The sequence below is a fragment of the Alienimonas chondri genome (genome assembly GCF_013036045.1).
Classification (GTDB): domain Bacteria; phylum Planctomycetota; class Planctomycetia; order Planctomycetales; family Planctomycetaceae; genus Alienimonas; species Alienimonas chondri.
This window is the reverse complement of sequence record NZ_WTPX01000126.1, coordinates 1-13,793: the sequence shown is the minus strand read 5'-3', so window position 1 is coordinate 13,793 and position 13,793 is coordinate 1. Positions and strand designations below refer to the sequence as shown.

Sequence of the window (13,793 nt, the reverse complement as noted above, 5' to 3'; positions counted from 1 at the left end):
CCCTCACCCCCAGCCCCTCTCCCCCAAAAAAGGGGGCGAGGGGAGCCTCGCTATTCGCTTTCAACTCCGTACCGCGACCGGGTCGCCCTTCACCGGCTTGTACAGCGTCCGCACCGGATGAAAGCCGACGTCGCGGTAAAGGGTGAGGGCGGGGGCGTTGTCCGCGGTGACTTCGAGGTACACCCGGTGATACCCGCGAGCCGCGAAGCCGTGCAGCGCCCGCACGATCAGCGCGCGGCCGAGACCAAAGCCCCGGCACTCCGGGACGACGCCGACGTTCTGAATGGCGCCGATCCCCCGCGCCCCGCCGATGCCCTGCACCGTCCCCACCGCCGTCCCCCCGGCCGGCTCGCCGAACGGGTCGCTGCGGCGAACGGCCAGCCAGGTGGCCTCCGGCAGAAACAGCGGTTGGCGAGCGATATCCGCCATCAACGCCCGACACCCCCGCGCCGTGGCAAGCGCCGGAAACAGCAGACTGTCCGGCTCATCCGCGAAGGCATCCCGCTTCGCCGCGGCATGCTCGTCGATCAGATCGTCCCGCCACGGCACGAGCCGGAACTCCCCCGGCGTCGCCGGCGCCGGCAGACGATTGAGCATCGCTTCCATACGAACCCGGCGGACGAACTGCATCGGTCGACTCCGGGGGCAAACGGGACATCGACAGTCTACCCGCGCCGCCGACCGTGCGGTCGATGCGCCGAAAAATCGACCGCTGCGGAACGAAATCCGCGAACCTCGCCGGTCCGACCCGTTTCCCTTCTCAGGACGGGGCGGTATCATCTCGCCCCGGTCGAACCGGGTTCCCGCTGGGAATCCATTCGACGCAACCCGGCGGAGTAGCTCAGGGGTTAGAGCGGCGGATTCATAAGCCGTAGGTCGTGGGTTCGATTCCCACCTCCGCTATTCGATCGTCAGCCCGGCTCGCGTGTGGCGAGGGGCTTTGGCTGGGACCGGCGGTGTTGGGAGGCTGCGGAGTTGTAGTGAACAGACGTCGATTCCGTCAAGGGCGATTCGGCGGGATGCGGGGAATCTTCGCCCGCTGCGCCGAGCAGCTTGCCGAACGGACCGAAACGCCCGCCGTGCAGCAGGGTGAGGTACGCGGGCACCAGCACGGGACGAATCAGGAAGGTGTCCAGCAGCACGCCGCCCGCCAAGGCGACGCCGAGCTGCACCATGCCGGCGAGTTCTCCGAAGGCCATCGAGCCGAACGTTCCCGCCATGATCAGCCCGCAGCCGCTGATGATCGCCCCGGTGCGGGCCAGCGCCGTGCGGACGCCGCGGACCGCCGCCTGCGATTCGCTCACACCGGGTCCGCGGGCGGCGGCGCGTTCCTCGTCCACCCGGGTGACGAGATAGATGTTGTAGTCCTCCCCCACCGCCACCAGGATCGTGAAGACCAGCGTGGGCACCTTCCAATCCAACCCCGGGAAGCCGCCGGGCGTGTCGGACAGCCACGCCAGCAGTTGGAACAGGACGATCACCCCGCCCAGCGTGGTGAGGTAACCCAGCGCCACCGTCGCGATGAGATACGCCGACAGCGCCAAGCGCCTCAGCAGCAGCACGAGCACCACGTACACGCCGATCAGCACCAGGACGTTGATCCGCGTCTGATCGCGGCCGGTCACGGCGGCGAGGTCCGACAGGCTCGCGGTCGCCCCGAGCACGGCGACCTCCGCTCCCTCCAGATCGGCGGGCAGTTCGTCGCGGACGGCGGCCCGCAACGCCCGCAGGCGGTCGATCGAACCGCGGGTGAAGGGGTCTTCCTGAAAGACGATATCGAACCGCACCGTACGGCCGGCGGCCTCGCCGGAGCCGGCGATGTAATACTCCCGCACGCCGACCGCAGCGGCGGCGCGGCGGGCGATCGCGGCGAGCGGCCCGCCCTCGCGATTCGTGGTCAATAAGGGGGCGTCCTCGGCGGCCCCCAGCGGAGCGGAGAGGCTCCGCACCGCGGCCAGCCCGAGTTCCTCACGTCGCTCCCACAGCCGTTCCGTCAGCGTTTGCACCAACTGGCGCCCGTCGCCGGCGCGATCGCGGAAGTCCAGCGTCGCCCCGTCCCCGCGGAGCGGAGCCGTCAGCAGAACGGTCGCGGGGCCGGTCTCGCCGGAGGGGAAGTGATCGCGGACGGCTTCGACGCCACGCACGCCGGGGGCGTCTTCGGGAAGTTCGCTCAGCAGTCCGTAAGTGAGTCGGTCCTGCCCGAACGCCCCGACGATCGCCAGCGGGACCATCACGGCCAGCGCCCCGAGCATCCAGCGGCCCGGTTTGTCGCAGACGTGATCGGCCCAATCGTTCCAGAACCGACGCAGGCGCCGGGTACGTACGGAGCCGCGGGCGAACGATCCGGCCGGCAGCCACCCGCCCTCCGCGGCCGGCTTGCCGTGGGGGATGCGGGGCCAGAACGCCGTCGGCCCCAGCATCGCCAGCAGCGCGGGGGTGAGGGTCAGCGAGGCCGCGGTCACGCAGAGCAGTCCGGTCACGATGCCCAGCGCCGCCTGCTGGAATTTGCCGAACTCCGCGAAGCCCATCATCCCGATTCCGACGACGGTCGTCCCGGCGCTGGCGGCCAACGCGGGACCGACCTTCCCCAGGGCGCTCGCGAGCGCCGCCGACCAGCCGCCGGCGCCGCGGTGCGAGAGCCAACCGACCTGATCCGGGGGAAGCAGCGACCCGGCGGGGGCGGCGATCAGCTCCTCGCGGTAGCGGGCGGTGAGGAACATGCAGTAATCCACGCCCGCCCCGTAGGCGACGACCGTGACGTACACCTCCAACCCCATGAACGGAGCGAACCAGCCCTGCCCCGCGGCCAGCGCCAGCAGACTGAGTGCCACCTCGACCGCCACGACCACCGTGACCAGCGGCGCCGCCGCGAGCATCGGCGCCCGGTAGATCGCCAGCAGCAGCCCGACCACCAGCACCAGCGACGCGATGTGGGTGCGGGCGCCGCTGCGTTCGGTCGCTTCGCGCAGATCGCGGCCGACCACGGCGGTGCCGCTGACCGCCACGTCCAATCCGGCCGGGAGGGAGCCGCTGCGATGCAGTCGGTGCACGAGTTCCTCCACCGCGGTGACCAGCGGAGCGTTGCGGGTCTCGCCGAACTCGGTCCTCAACCCCAGCACGATCAGCGCGGCTTGTCCGTCGCGGCTCTCGAACAGCGGGCCGACGACCCGGTCCCGCGGCGTGAGGACCGCCGCGACGAGATAGTCGTCCGCGTCCTCCGGGAGGTCCTCCTCGATCAGCAGGCGGGCGCCCTCCTTCCGGGGAGCGGCGCCTTCCTCCTTCGCGTCGGGGGCTGGCGGAAGATCGCCGAAGGGCAGGGTCGGAGACACGAACCCGCCGGCGACCAGTTCCTTACGCAACGCAGGCAGCAGCACCGCTGAGACGAATCGGCCGTCGTGGGCCTCGGGGTTCTCGGCGGGGGCGTCCTCCGGGCCGGTCAGCCCGTCGGCGCGCGAGGTGCGACTGACGACCAGCACGATCGTGCTTTGCAGCAGATCCTTGCCGAATCGTTCCCGGAACTGTCGTTCGGCGGCGAGGCTCGGCGAGTCCTCGGGGAGAAAGGCGAACTCCCCATCCGCCGTGACGGACCCCCAATCCGGCCCCGCGGCCCAAACGCCGCCCCAAAGCGCAGCCCATAACAGCAGTACAGCCGGCCAGCCTCGCGTCACGATCCGGCCGAGCGCCTGGAACATCGACGGGGGACGGGATCCGGGGACAGGGGCGGCGTGCACGGTTCGACCCGCCGGTCGACCGGCCGGGGGTGTGCACTCTTCGACCCACAGAATAGGGCCGCATGACCCCGACCGCTGCCCCACGCCGGGGAACTGTTCTCGCCGGACGCCAAAGTCTCCAAGGTCGGCCGGACTTGCCGAATGGGCGGGCGACGTGGAGTTTACCGCCCCTCAGCGACCCGCAAGGTCCACCGGCGACCCCTATCCCCACCCTGTCCTTCGGTCGCGAGATCGCCGCATCCTTCGGGCGCGGAACTGCACATTGACCGCCTTCGCAGGCACTTTTAGAGTCCCGCCCGCCGACCGCCGTTCGCCCTTTGCTGCTGGCCCACGACGGTCCCGCCGATCACGTCCCTCCCCCGGCTGCTTCGCCCGTGACGTTCCCCCCGTCCGCACCGCTGCGCATCGTGACGTTCGCGACAGCGATCATGGCGGCCGGGCTGGGAACGGAGTCGATCGCCGCGGCCCCGCCCACGGCGTTCCGCGTCTCCCCGCAGGTGATGCAGCGTCTCCGCGGCGCCCCGGCCCCGGCGGTCGAAGCGCCGGCGAAGGAGGAACCGTCCGCCCCGGCCGCCGCAGGGCCGACTGCCGAGGAGCCGACCGCTCCCGCCGCACTCGCCGCCCCGGACCTCGCCGTCCCCGCTTTGCCGTCGGCAGCGGGCGATTCCCGGTCGAACCGCACCGCCCCGGCCGCCGCTCCTCTTTCCTCCGCTCCGAGCGAGCCGCAAGCCAAACCGGGGCCGTGGGTTCCGGCGGGCGAAGGCGTCTCCGAACGGCCGTGGCGGTGGATCATCGTCCATCACACCGCGACCGACGCGGGCAGCGTGGAGGCGATCCATCGCACCCACGTCAAACGACGCGACGGCGACGGCAACCCATGGCTGGGGATCGGATATCACTTCGTCGTCGGCAACGGCGACGGGATGGGTGATGGAGAGGTCGAACCGACCTTTCGCTGGAAGGATCAACTCGCCGGCGCCCACGCCGGTCGACAGGCGGAGAACGAACGCGGCATCGGCATCTGTTTGGTCGGCGATTTTGAATCGAGCAATCCGACCGCCGAGCAACTCGCCGCGACCCGCCGCCTGATCGCGTTCCTCCGGGATCGCTACGACATTCCCGCCGACCGCGTCATTCCGCACGACGCCGTGAAAGCGACCGCCTGCCCCGGAAAACGGCTCAAGATTGAGACGCTGCTTCCGGAATCGTCGTCATCGGCGACGGCATCGCCCGCGGCGGCATCGTCGGCGCCGGCGGTCCCCGCTCCGTCCCATTCGTGGGACGACGACGAGGATTTCCTGCCGACCGGTCTGTCGGCGCCGGAGGTTTCCTCCGGCCCGACGCTGGCGGCGCCGGTTTCTTCCACACGTTCGTCGTCCACGCGTTCGTCGCTCGCTCCGCGGTCCGGGTCGCAAGACGCCCCCTGACCGCCCGCCGCCCCGGCTCCTGTGCCGGGATCGGTTCGTTCCCACCCCCATCTGCCCGGAAGCGCCCGTGCCCGTCTCCCGTCTTGCCGCCCCCGACTCGCTCGCTCCCGCCTTGGCGGCGCAGCGCGGCGCCGTCGATCCGTTGACGGCGGCGTTGACGGCCCGATTCGGACGGGTGGGCAGCGATATGCCGTTCGTGGAGGCGGACCCGCTCTCCGATCGTCGGCTGCCCAGCGCCGTGGCGGTGCCGGAAGGCTACGAACCGGGCTACGCCTATCCGCTGGTCGTCTGGCTGCACGACACCGGCTCCAGCGAACACACCCTGCACGCCGTTCTCCGCGGCGTGAGCGACCGGAACTACCTCGGCCTGTCGGTCCGCGGCGCCGCCTGCGACGCCGCCGGGGGCACCGGGTTCGGCTGGTCCGATCGGGCCGTCGCGGAAGTCGCGGAGCGTCTGCCGGCGTTGGTCTCCGCGGTGAAGGCGGAATGGAACGTCCACACGGAGCGGGTGTACCTCGCCGGTCTGGGCAGCGGCGCCGACGCCGCCGCCGCCCTGCTGACGGCTCGTCCGGAGTGGTTCGCCGGCGCCGCGTTGCTGGCCGGCGGCACGCTGCCGCCGATGGATTGCGGACCGACGGCCCTGGCCGGCAAGCGGATCCTGCTGTGCGGCGAAGACGGCCGTCGCAGCGCCCCGACGGTGCTCGCCGCCGCAGCCGGTTGGCGCGAGACCGGCGCCCGCGCCGAAGTCCGCCTGACGAATGACGAACCGATGTCCCCCGCCGCCCTGCGAGCCGTCGACCGCTGGCTGATGGCCGGCGTCGCGGTGGGGGTGTGAGTCGGAAGTGCTTGAGAGCGACGATGCGAAGGGCAATCCCTCAGTCCACTGGCGGGACCAAGGCGATGAACGAGACGATCACCTCATTCGAGTCTGGGAAGATCGTGAAGCCGACCCGGACCTTGCAATTGAACGCGGAAGTCGCCCATTCCCGTTCGAGTGGATCGTCAGAGCATGCATCTCCGACCGAGTGGGGATCGCGCTCGAGGGTCTGATCCACGGCGAACGTAAGTTCCTGCAACACTCGATTGGCAATCGGATCGGCCGCGATCCAATTGTCCGTGACGTCGTCTAGCAATTCACGACTGTAAAGTGCTTTGAAACGGCTCACGCGTCCGTTCCCGTGGAACGGACATCGCTGTCAGCAATTAGCCCCCGCAGCCGGGCCCGCAGCTCGTCACCGCTGACGGCTCCCTCCCGCAATCGTGCTCGACGATCCGCTCCGGCAGGACTTGCTTCAACGCCCGCTCGGAAGCCGTCGGGGAACGGGTTTGCCGCGGCCAGTTCCCCCAGCGGGTTGCCTTTCGCGTCGATCAGACGAACCGGTCCCAGAGCCGTCCGTTCCAGGAGTTCCCCCACGCTCATCGCGCGGACTTTGGCGTCGAGGACGATGTCGGTCATGGCAGACTCGCGGCAGGGGACTAAGCGATTGTACGCACGGCCCGGCGGTCGCGTCAGGGGCTGAGCGAGTCGCCGTTCTCCCCGCTCGCGCCGTCGTCCTGCGGGTAGATCAGGACGCGGTCGTGGACCAAGAGGATCAGGTCGTTGCGGCCGTCGCCGGTGACGTCGGCGATGGCGCCTTCGCGGGGTTGCAGGCCGCCGCCGCCCTCGCCGTCGAAGTTCTTCTCCTCGAACAGCTTCCAGTACACGGCCCGGTCGATGCCTTCGTCGGTCGGGCGGAGGATCTCGACGAAGTGGCTGCGAACCTCCAGCAGGGCGACGTCCGGGTCGCCGTCGCCGTTGAGGTCGCCGACGAGGCTGTCGGCGAGGAAGGTGCGTTCGAGATCGGTCTCGTAGTTCGCCAGCTCCGTCAGTTCCGGATCGATGCGACCGGCGTAGAGCACAGCGAAGCGGCCCTCGCCGAACAACAGCAGGTCGTCGCGGGCGTCGCCGTCGAGATCGGCCACGACGGCGTCCTGATAATCCAGATCGCCGGTTTCGATCTCGCCGGCCGGGGCGAACTGGGAGCCGTCCCGCTTATAGATCCGCAGCTTGTCGACGCCGGTGTCGATCAGCACGACCTCGTTCCCCGGTTCGCCGTCCACGTCCAGCGTGACGGCGCCGGCGATCTTGGCGGCGGCCTCGGCGGCGTTGAATTGATCGCGGACCGACCACCGCAACACCGGCGTGCCGCCCCCGCTCTCGTCGTCAGCCGACCCCTCCTCCACGCCGGTGCGTCCGGCGCGGGCGGTGAGATCCCGGGCGAGGTTCCCGCGGGCGTTGAGAATCGTCGGCAGGTCGGTGGCCGGGCCGATCGGTTCGCCGTCGGCATCCAGCGCCGGCGCCGCGGCCAGGGCGCCGGCGAAGAACGCGCCGGGGGTGGTTTCGCCGGGGCCGAGTCCTTCGTTCTTCAAGGCGATCGGGGTGCCGTCGGCGCCGATGCCGAAGGCCATCAGATCCTTGCCGCGGCCGGGGAACAGCACGAGGTCCGGGGAGCCGTTGCCGTCCACGTCCGCGGCTTCGAGGCGATCCGGGTCGGTGGAGAGGTCCAGGTCGATCGACTTGCCCTCCGCCCCGGCGAGGCTGAGTTTGAACTCGCGACGGCCGGTTTCCGTGACCACGAACGCCGCGGCTCGCTTCGCCCCGGGAACGTTCACCAGCGTGAAGGCGACGGGGTTTTCCACGCCGTTGACAGGCACGGGGAAGGTCAGACGGCCGTCTTCCCAGACGCTGCGGCCGAGCACTTCCTCGGTCTTGCTGAGCACGAACAGGTCGCCGGACCCGTCGCCGTCGGCGTCCCCGATGCGGACCTGCGAGACGCCGGCCAGCGAGGGGTACGCCGTCCCGAGATCGAGGCCGCCGGCGGCGGTCTGACGGAACAGGATCACGCGGGCGCCGTCGGGGTCGGAGATCACCACGTCCGCCCGACCGTCCCCGTCGAGATCGCCGACGGCGAAGTCCCGGGCGCCCCGCCCGCCGAAGCCGTACTGCGTGAGCTTCCGCCCGCTGAGCGATTCGCCGTCCGTCGTCTCGCCGAGCTTCGGCCGCCGCACCTTGCGGATCGTCAGTCGCCCCGTGCTGCCGGTCACGGCGAGCACCTCGACGCCCGCTTCCTCGGCGAACACTTCGCCCAGCGTGACGCTGCGGGGGTCCTTCAGATCGAACCGCAGTTCCGGGCCGAGCACGTTCGGGGCGGGTTCGTCGTTCTCCACCGGGCCGTCGTTCGGCTCCTGCAAGCGGGCGGCGAGCACGCGGTCGTCGCCGACGCGGGCCGTGTAGCAGAGGTCCGCGAGGCCGTCGCCGTCCAGGTCCGCGATCTGGGCCAGCGAGAGATCGTCGGACGTGTTGCGGATCTCCTCCGCCGGCCCCAGCATGCCGCCCGCCGTGCCGGGCAGCAGATAGGTGACCCGTTCGCCGATCACGACGACGTCCGGCAGGTCGTCGCCGGTCAGGTCGCCGGCGGCGAGCATGCCGGTCGCCAGTTGCAGATCCGGCAGGCGGCGTTCCGTGCGGTCCAGCTCCGCGGTCGCGGTCCAGTCGGAGGTTCCCGGTTCCTCCCCGGCGGGCGCCGTCAGCAGGATGAGCCGGTCCGGGTCGCCGACGTAGAGGATGTCGGTGCGGCCGTCGGCGGTGAAGTCCTCCGCGATCAGGCCGTAGATCGCCTGATCGACGGACAGCTTGATGTGCTCGTAGCGGGCGCTGTCCGGCAGGGCGTTCACGTCCGCTTCGTCGGCTCCTTCTTCCGCCCCGGCGGCCTCGGCGTCCGGCCGGCTCCGCTGGAGGAACAAATCAAGCCGGCTGTTGGAGTCGTCCGACAGGAGAATGTCCGTCAGCCCGTCGCCGTTCAGATCGCCGGTGCGGAGGTACTCGCTGCGGTCCTCGACCTTCAGGATGTCCAGTTCGCCGAAGCCGTAATAGGCGCTCAGCGGCTTGTCCTCCTCCTCAGCCGCGACGGGAGCGGGCCACGCGGCGCCGCACAGGGCGAGCAGCGCGAGCGAACCGGTGAAGGACGGCGGGGCGAAGCGGGGCATCGGCGGGGGCGAGGAGACGTGCGCGGGCGGGGCAATCGGGATTCCATCCGTCCGGCGATGATAACGGCGGCCCGCTCGGTTCACCCCCGGCCCGGCGCCGCTCTACACTGCCCACGTGAGCGACCCCGCGGACGACCCGCCGACCCGTCCCGACACGCAAGGCGGCTGGCGCGGGCGACTTCCCTTCCGTCAGCTGCCGTTGGAGTCGGAGACGACGGCGTTTCTGCTGACGGCGTTCCTCGACATCCTGCTGACCTACCTGCTGCTGGCCAGCGGGCAGTTCCGCGAAAGCAACGCCATCGCGGACTACTTCATCGCCGGTTGGGGGGTGAAGGGAATGGTCTGGTTCAAAATGGCGCTGGCCGCGTTCATCTGCACGCTGGCTCAGATCATCGCGACGAAGAACCTGCGGATGGGCCGGTTCGTGATGCTGCTGGGAACCGCCGTCACCGGGGCCGTGGTGATCTACAGCGTGACGCTCGCGCTGCGGCACCTTTGAAGAGTGGCCGGCGAGCCGGGGGGTCATCCCCCCGGACCGTGAGCGAAGCGAACGGCCTCCCGGCGAGACCCGGACCGAGGGGACAAGCCCCCCGGCTCGCTGAGGAACGGAACTTCGACCGCGGGAACCGATTGCGGCCGACGAACCGTGACCTAGCTTTGCGGGTTCCGAGTTCTCCCTTCACCGGCCCGCGATGTCCCCCGAACCTTGGCAATGGCTGTTCTTCGCCGCGCTGGGGGCGTGGCTGGCCGCCGGCGCGGTGCGCCCCGCCGTGGACCGACCGAACGAGAGCGGCGTCGGCCGGTGGGCCTTGGCGATCACGGGGATGACCTTGCTGGGCAGCGCCTTCCTCGCCTGCTGGATCGACCTCCCGACCAGCTGAGGCGGATTCAAGGCGACGCTGGCTCCGCCTCCGCGGCGACCACCGTCAGGGGCGCCCCGCCGGCGGTGAGGGACAGGTCGAAGTCCGGGATCTCCGGTCGGGTAACCCGAATCGTCGCGAACCACCGATACTCGCCGCCGTCGCTGGCGAGTTGCGGCGTGCCGGTCCGCGGCTTCGTGTCCGCCGGGACGAGTTCGATCGTCGGACCGTAGAAGAACCCCCCGTTCGGCGAGTCAGCCGGCGCTGTTTCCGTGATCGTCTGCCGTTCGCCCGGGGCGAGCGTCCGCGTCTTCAAATTCGGAATGCGGAGCCCGGACATCCACACGACGTTCAGCGAGACGTATTGCCCGTCCGGCCGTTCGACGTGCTGATTGAAGTCCATCGGCCGCGGCAGGTCGTAGGTGAACGTGATCGGTTCCGCGGAGCGATTCTCCGCGATCAGCTCGAGCTTCAATTCGTCGCCGTACCGACCGGCGGCGTCCGACATCAACCGCGAGCCGAGCGCCAACCCCGCGACGGGTTCGCCCCAATGGATCGTCGGATCGGCGTTCTCGTCGGCCGCGGCGGCGTTCGGTTCGTCCGATGCGTCGTCGGTCGGTTCGCCGATCGTCACTGGGATTGATTGGCGGAACGCGAGGCCGCGGTGTCCGTCCTCCCGGTCGGGGTGGGGCGTCCAGAACACCGTGTCGACTTTGACCAGATACGAACCGCTGGGCAGGCCCGCTGTGTCGAGGACGAGCCGATAGCGACGATCCCGGAACGTCTCGCCCGCATCGAGCGTGTGGCGTCGCCGCCGGCCGTCCTGAGGGAAGACGTTGATCTGCAGGCGATTCCCCGCGGCGAGCGTCGGGGTGAGGACCTCGAAATTGTCGACCGTCACGTCGCGGGACTCGTCCGTTTCATTCTTCAACAGAAACTGGATCGCCAGCGGATCGCCCGGGCGGAGCGATTCGCCGCCGGAGATCACCTCCGCCCCCGTCCGCCAGCCGTCGCGGGGTTCATCCCAGACGACGCCGTCGGCGGGCGGCTCCCCCGCAGCCGGATCGTCCGCGGGGAGTGCGGCGGGGAACGTGAGCGCGGCGAGCGCAACAGCGACGGAGGCGGACATGAGCGGCGAGCGGGCGGGAACGGGGACGTGACCGGAGGAACCGCTGCGAGGCGATCGTCAGCGACTCGCGGCGTGAACGGCGTGTGAATCGCGGGGGCGCCCGCCTTCCGTTCGCGCGGCGTCTTCGGGACACTTGACGCCCTGAGGACGCCCAAAGTTCCCCGCTGTTTGCTTCGGACCGCTTTACGCCCATGACCGCCCCCGGCCCCCCGCCAGAACTGGTCGCCCGCCTCGCCGCCACCGACGATTCGCACCTGCTGCGGTTCTGGGAGGAGTTGGACGACGCCGGCCGCGAACGACTCGCGACGCAGGCGGCCGACCTCGATTTCGCCGCGGCACAGCGGTTGTACCAGGCGAAAGCCTCCGGGCCGGACACCTCCGGCGACGTTGCCGCGATGGCGGCGACGGCCGCTCCCCCCGCCGCCGTCGTGCGGCTGCCGCAGTCCGAACAGGACCGCACCGAGCGCGCCGCCGCGATCAAGCGGGGCGAAGCGTTGCTCCACAGCGGCGCGGTCGGGGCGATCCTCGTCGCCGGCGGACAGGGCACGCGACTGGGGTTCGACAAGCCGAAGGGGATGTTCCCGGTCGGCCCGGTCAGCGGCACGACGTTGTTCGCACTGTTGGCCGGGCAACTCAAAGCCCGCGGCGAAGCGGCCGGCGTGACGATCCCGCTGTACGTCATGACCAGCCCCGCCACCGACGCCCCGACCCGCGAAGAGTTCGCCGCCCAGAACTATTACGGCCTGGGCGAGGAGAACGTCGTGTTCTTCTGCCAGGGCACGATGCCCGCGGTGGACGATGCGACCGGCAAAGCGTTGCTCGCCGCGAAGGATGAAGTGGCCGTCAGCCCCGACGGGCACGGCGGGCTCGTCGCGGCGCTGAAGAACCGCGGAGCGCTGGACGATATGCAGCGTCGCGGCGTCACGACGCTCTATTATCATCAGGTCGACAACCCGACCGCGATCGTCTGCGACCCGGCGTTCCTCGGCGCCCATCGACAATTAGGCGGCGAGGTGAGCACGAAGGTCGTCGCGAAGGTCGCCCCGGAGGAGAAGATGGGCGTCGTCTGCGATTGCGACGGCGTCACTCAGATTATTGAATACAGCGATCTTCCGGACGAGGCCGCGGCAAAGACCGACGCCGACGGCGGGCTGCTGCTCTGGGCCGGCAACACCGCAATTCACTGCTTTGAACGGTCGTTTCTCGAACGTCTGGCGAGCGATGGGGAATCGGGCGCCGGGCTGCCGTTCCACGTCGCTCATAAAAAGGTGCCCCACCTGAACGACGCCGGCGAGCTTGTCGAGCCGACCGAACCGAACGCTTATAAGTTCGAGCGCTTCATCTTCGATTCGCTGCCTCTGGCGAGCGTCGCTCCGGTCGTGGAGACGGACCGCGAGCGGGAGTTCAATCCCGTCAAAAATGCGGAGGGTTCGGACAGCCCCGCGACCGCGAAAGCGGCGCTGACTCGCCTGCATCACGGCTGGCTCGAAGCCGCGGGGGCGACCATCGCGGACGGCGCGACGGTGGAGATCCTGCCCTCCTTCGCGTTGGACGAAGCCGGCGTGAAAGCGAAGGTGCCCGCCGGCACTCGGTACGACGCCGATACGGTATTGAAGTAGCGTCGGAGTAAGTTAGCGCCATGGTCGCCCCGTCTCCCGCCGACGCCCCGGTTCACGTCGCGACCCCGCTGGGCCGCGGCTGGGCCGTCGAGGGGTTCGGGGAAGAGCGATTAACGGCCCTGATCGCCGCGGATGGATGCCCCGATCCGACCGCGGTGATGCAGAAAGCGGGCAACACCGCCGCGGTGTTGCGGGGCGAACTCGAGTTGCCGACCGGCCGCACGGCGGTTTGCTGGAAGCGAATTCGCCGCAAAACCGTCCTGAAACGGCTGGCGACCGCGGTGCGCACCCGGCGGACGGTGCTCACCTATCTGTACGCCGTTCGCCTGCGGGCGGCGGGCGTGTGCACGCCGCGGCCGCTGGCTTGCACGGCGCCGCGGCGGCGGCAGGTGGATCGGCCGGCCTGGCTGGCGACGGAATGGGCGGAGGGCACGGAGGACCTCGCCATGGCCCGGCGTCGACTTGCCGAACTCCCGGAATCGCAACGGCTCCGCATCGCCGCCCGCTATGCCGAAGCCGTCGGACGCACGCTGGGCGCCCTGCACGCCGCGGGGGCCAGTCATCGCGATCTGAAGCCGAACAACCTGCTCGTCACGCGACTTGTCGACGAGGGAGGGGGCGAAGCTCCCGTGGCCTGGGTGATCGATCTGGATGCCGTCACGTTTCCGCGGTCGCTGACGTCGCATCGACGGCAGCGAGATCTCGCCCGGTTGCGTCGCGGCCTCCCCGACCTGCCCCGCACCGTCGTGGGCCGCTTCTTCAAAGCGTATCACCAAGCGTCCGGCGGTCTGACGGGCGAGAGTCGGCGAGCGTACGCCGATTGGCCGGCCGCCTGAGCGCGCGGCGCCGCGGCGAATCGGGCGACGACTTGGGGAAACGCCCCGTTGGGGCCGGGTCGGGAGTCCGTATCGTGAGCCGACGCCCCGCGAATGCCCGCTCGGCGCTTTCGTCCCCGCAGCGCTCCGCCGATGTCCGCCGCCCCCGCGCCCTCGCCCGTCGCC

The 13,793-nt window shown here is 70.2% G+C and carries 12 protein-coding genes and 1 tRNA gene; 7 read left to right on the top strand and 6 right to left on the bottom strand.

What is annotated here, in order from left to right:
* Nucleotides 1–60 precede the first annotated feature (60 nt).
* Complete coding sequence (locus tag LzC2_RS16295; protein ID WP_171188941.1) at nt 61–630, bottom strand: GNAT family N-acetyltransferase; 570 nt, start codon at nt 628–630, stop codon at nt 61–63.
* 200 nt (nt 631–830) lie between these two features.
* Between LzC2_RS16295 and LzC2_RS16290 the strand changes: the two genes are divergently transcribed.
* A tRNA-Met gene (locus tag LzC2_RS16290) sits at nt 831–903 on the top strand.
* 8 nt (nt 904–911) lie between these two features.
* Here the strand turns inward: LzC2_RS16290 and LzC2_RS16285 are convergent.
* The gene (locus LzC2_RS16285; RefSeq protein WP_171188939.1) at nt 912–3,692 is read right to left on the bottom strand and encodes an MMPL family transporter; all 2,781 of its coding nucleotides are present in this window, start codon (nt 3,690–3,692) and stop codon (nt 912–914) included.
* A gap of 446 nt (nt 3,693–4,138) precedes the next feature.
* Between LzC2_RS16285 and LzC2_RS16280 the strand changes: the two genes are divergently transcribed.
* Both LzC2_RS16280 and LzC2_RS16275 read left to right on the top strand, forming a co-directional pair.
* Nucleotides 4,139–5,158: a peptidoglycan recognition protein family protein gene (locus tag LzC2_RS16280; RefSeq protein WP_171188937.1), complete on the top strand. Its 1,020-nt coding sequence runs from the start codon at nt 4,139–4,141 to the stop codon at nt 5,156–5,158.
* 67 nt (nt 5,159–5,225) lie between these two features.
* Nucleotides 5,226–5,993, top strand: a complete 768-nt coding sequence (locus LzC2_RS16275; protein ID WP_171188935.1) for a PHB depolymerase family esterase — start codon at nt 5,226–5,228, stop codon at nt 5,991–5,993.
* Between the two features lie 40 nt (nt 5,994–6,033).
* Here the strand turns inward: LzC2_RS16275 and LzC2_RS16270 are convergent, their stop codons facing one another.
* Genes LzC2_RS16270 through LzC2_RS16260 form a run of 3 tightly spaced genes read right to left on the bottom strand, consistent with a single transcriptional unit; the run spans nt 6,034 to nt 9,184 of the window.
* Nucleotides 6,034–6,324: a hypothetical protein gene (locus LzC2_RS16270; RefSeq protein ID WP_171188933.1), complete on the bottom strand. Its 291-nt coding sequence runs from the start codon at nt 6,322–6,324 to the stop codon at nt 6,034–6,036.
* Nucleotides 6,321–6,614, bottom strand: coding sequence for a hypothetical protein (locus LzC2_RS16265; protein WP_171188931.1), 294 nt, complete (start codon nt 6,612–6,614; stop codon nt 6,321–6,323). Before LzC2_RS16265 ends, LzC2_RS16270 begins: the two co-directional genes overlap by 4 nt.
* A gap of 53 nt (nt 6,615–6,667) precedes the next feature.
* A complete protein-coding gene (locus LzC2_RS16260) occupies nt 6,668–9,184 on the bottom strand; it encodes an FG-GAP repeat domain-containing protein (RefSeq protein ID WP_171188929.1) in 2,517 nt (838 codons plus the stop codon).
* Nucleotides 9,185–9,299: 115 nt separating this feature from the next.
* Here LzC2_RS16260 and LzC2_RS16255 point away from each other — a divergent pair, with 115 nt between their 5' ends.
* Together LzC2_RS16255 and LzC2_RS16250 are read left to right on the top strand one after the other, a co-directional pair.
* Complete coding sequence (locus tag LzC2_RS16255; protein WP_174977615.1) at nt 9,300–9,683, top strand: DUF5658 family protein; 384 nt, start codon at nt 9,300–9,302, stop codon at nt 9,681–9,683.
* Between the two features lie 193 nt (nt 9,684–9,876).
* Entirely contained in the window at nt 9,877–10,065 is a 189-nt protein-coding gene (locus LzC2_RS16250; protein WP_171188926.1) for a hypothetical protein, read from the top strand.
* A 7-nt stretch (nt 10,066–10,072) separates the two neighbouring features.
* Here the strand turns inward: LzC2_RS16250 and LzC2_RS16245 are convergent, their stop codons facing one another.
* Nucleotides 10,073–11,173, bottom strand: a complete 1,101-nt coding sequence (locus LzC2_RS16245) for a hypothetical protein (protein WP_171188924.1) — start codon at nt 11,171–11,173, stop codon at nt 10,073–10,075.
* Nucleotides 11,174–11,364: 191 nt separating this feature from the next.
* On the opposite strand from LzC2_RS16245, the gene LzC2_RS16240 reads away from it, so the two are divergent.
* Nucleotides 11,365–12,792, top strand: coding sequence for a UTP--glucose-1-phosphate uridylyltransferase (locus LzC2_RS16240; protein WP_171188922.1), 1,428 nt, complete (start codon nt 11,365–11,367; stop codon nt 12,790–12,792).
* A 20-nt stretch (nt 12,793–12,812) separates the two neighbouring features.
* Nucleotides 12,813–13,628, top strand: a complete 816-nt coding sequence (locus LzC2_RS16235; protein WP_206678754.1) for a lipopolysaccharide kinase InaA family protein — start codon at nt 12,813–12,815, stop codon at nt 13,626–13,628.
* Nucleotides 13,629–13,793 lie beyond the last annotated feature (165 nt).

Coding starts and splice junctions, on each gene's coding strand:
- LzC2_RS16245 (WP_171188924.1), bottom strand. CDS start 11,173: ATGTCCGCCTCCGTCGCTGTTGCGCTCGCCGCGCTCACGTTCCCCGCC.
- LzC2_RS16235 (WP_206678754.1), top strand. CDS start 12,813: ATGGTCGCCCCGTCTCCCGCCGACGCCCCGGTTCACGTCGCGACCCCG.
- LzC2_RS16265 (WP_171188931.1), bottom strand. CDS start 6,614: ATGACCGACATCGTCCTCGACGCCAAAGTCCGCGCGATGAGCGTGGGG.
- LzC2_RS16250 (WP_171188926.1), top strand. CDS start 9,877: ATGTCCCCCGAACCTTGGCAATGGCTGTTCTTCGCCGCGCTGGGGGCG.
- LzC2_RS16240 (WP_171188922.1), top strand. CDS start 11,365: ATGACCGCCCCCGGCCCCCCGCCAGAACTGGTCGCCCGCCTCGCCGCC.
- LzC2_RS16260 (WP_171188929.1), bottom strand. CDS start 9,184: ATGCCCCGCTTCGCCCCGCCGTCCTTCACCGGTTCGCTCGCGCTGCTC.
- LzC2_RS16285 (WP_171188939.1), bottom strand. CDS start 3,692: ATGTTCCAGGCGCTCGGCCGGATCGTGACGCGAGGCTGGCCGGCTGTA.
- LzC2_RS16295 (WP_171188941.1), bottom strand. CDS start 630: ATGCAGTTCGTCCGCCGGGTTCGTATGGAAGCGATGCTCAATCGTCTG.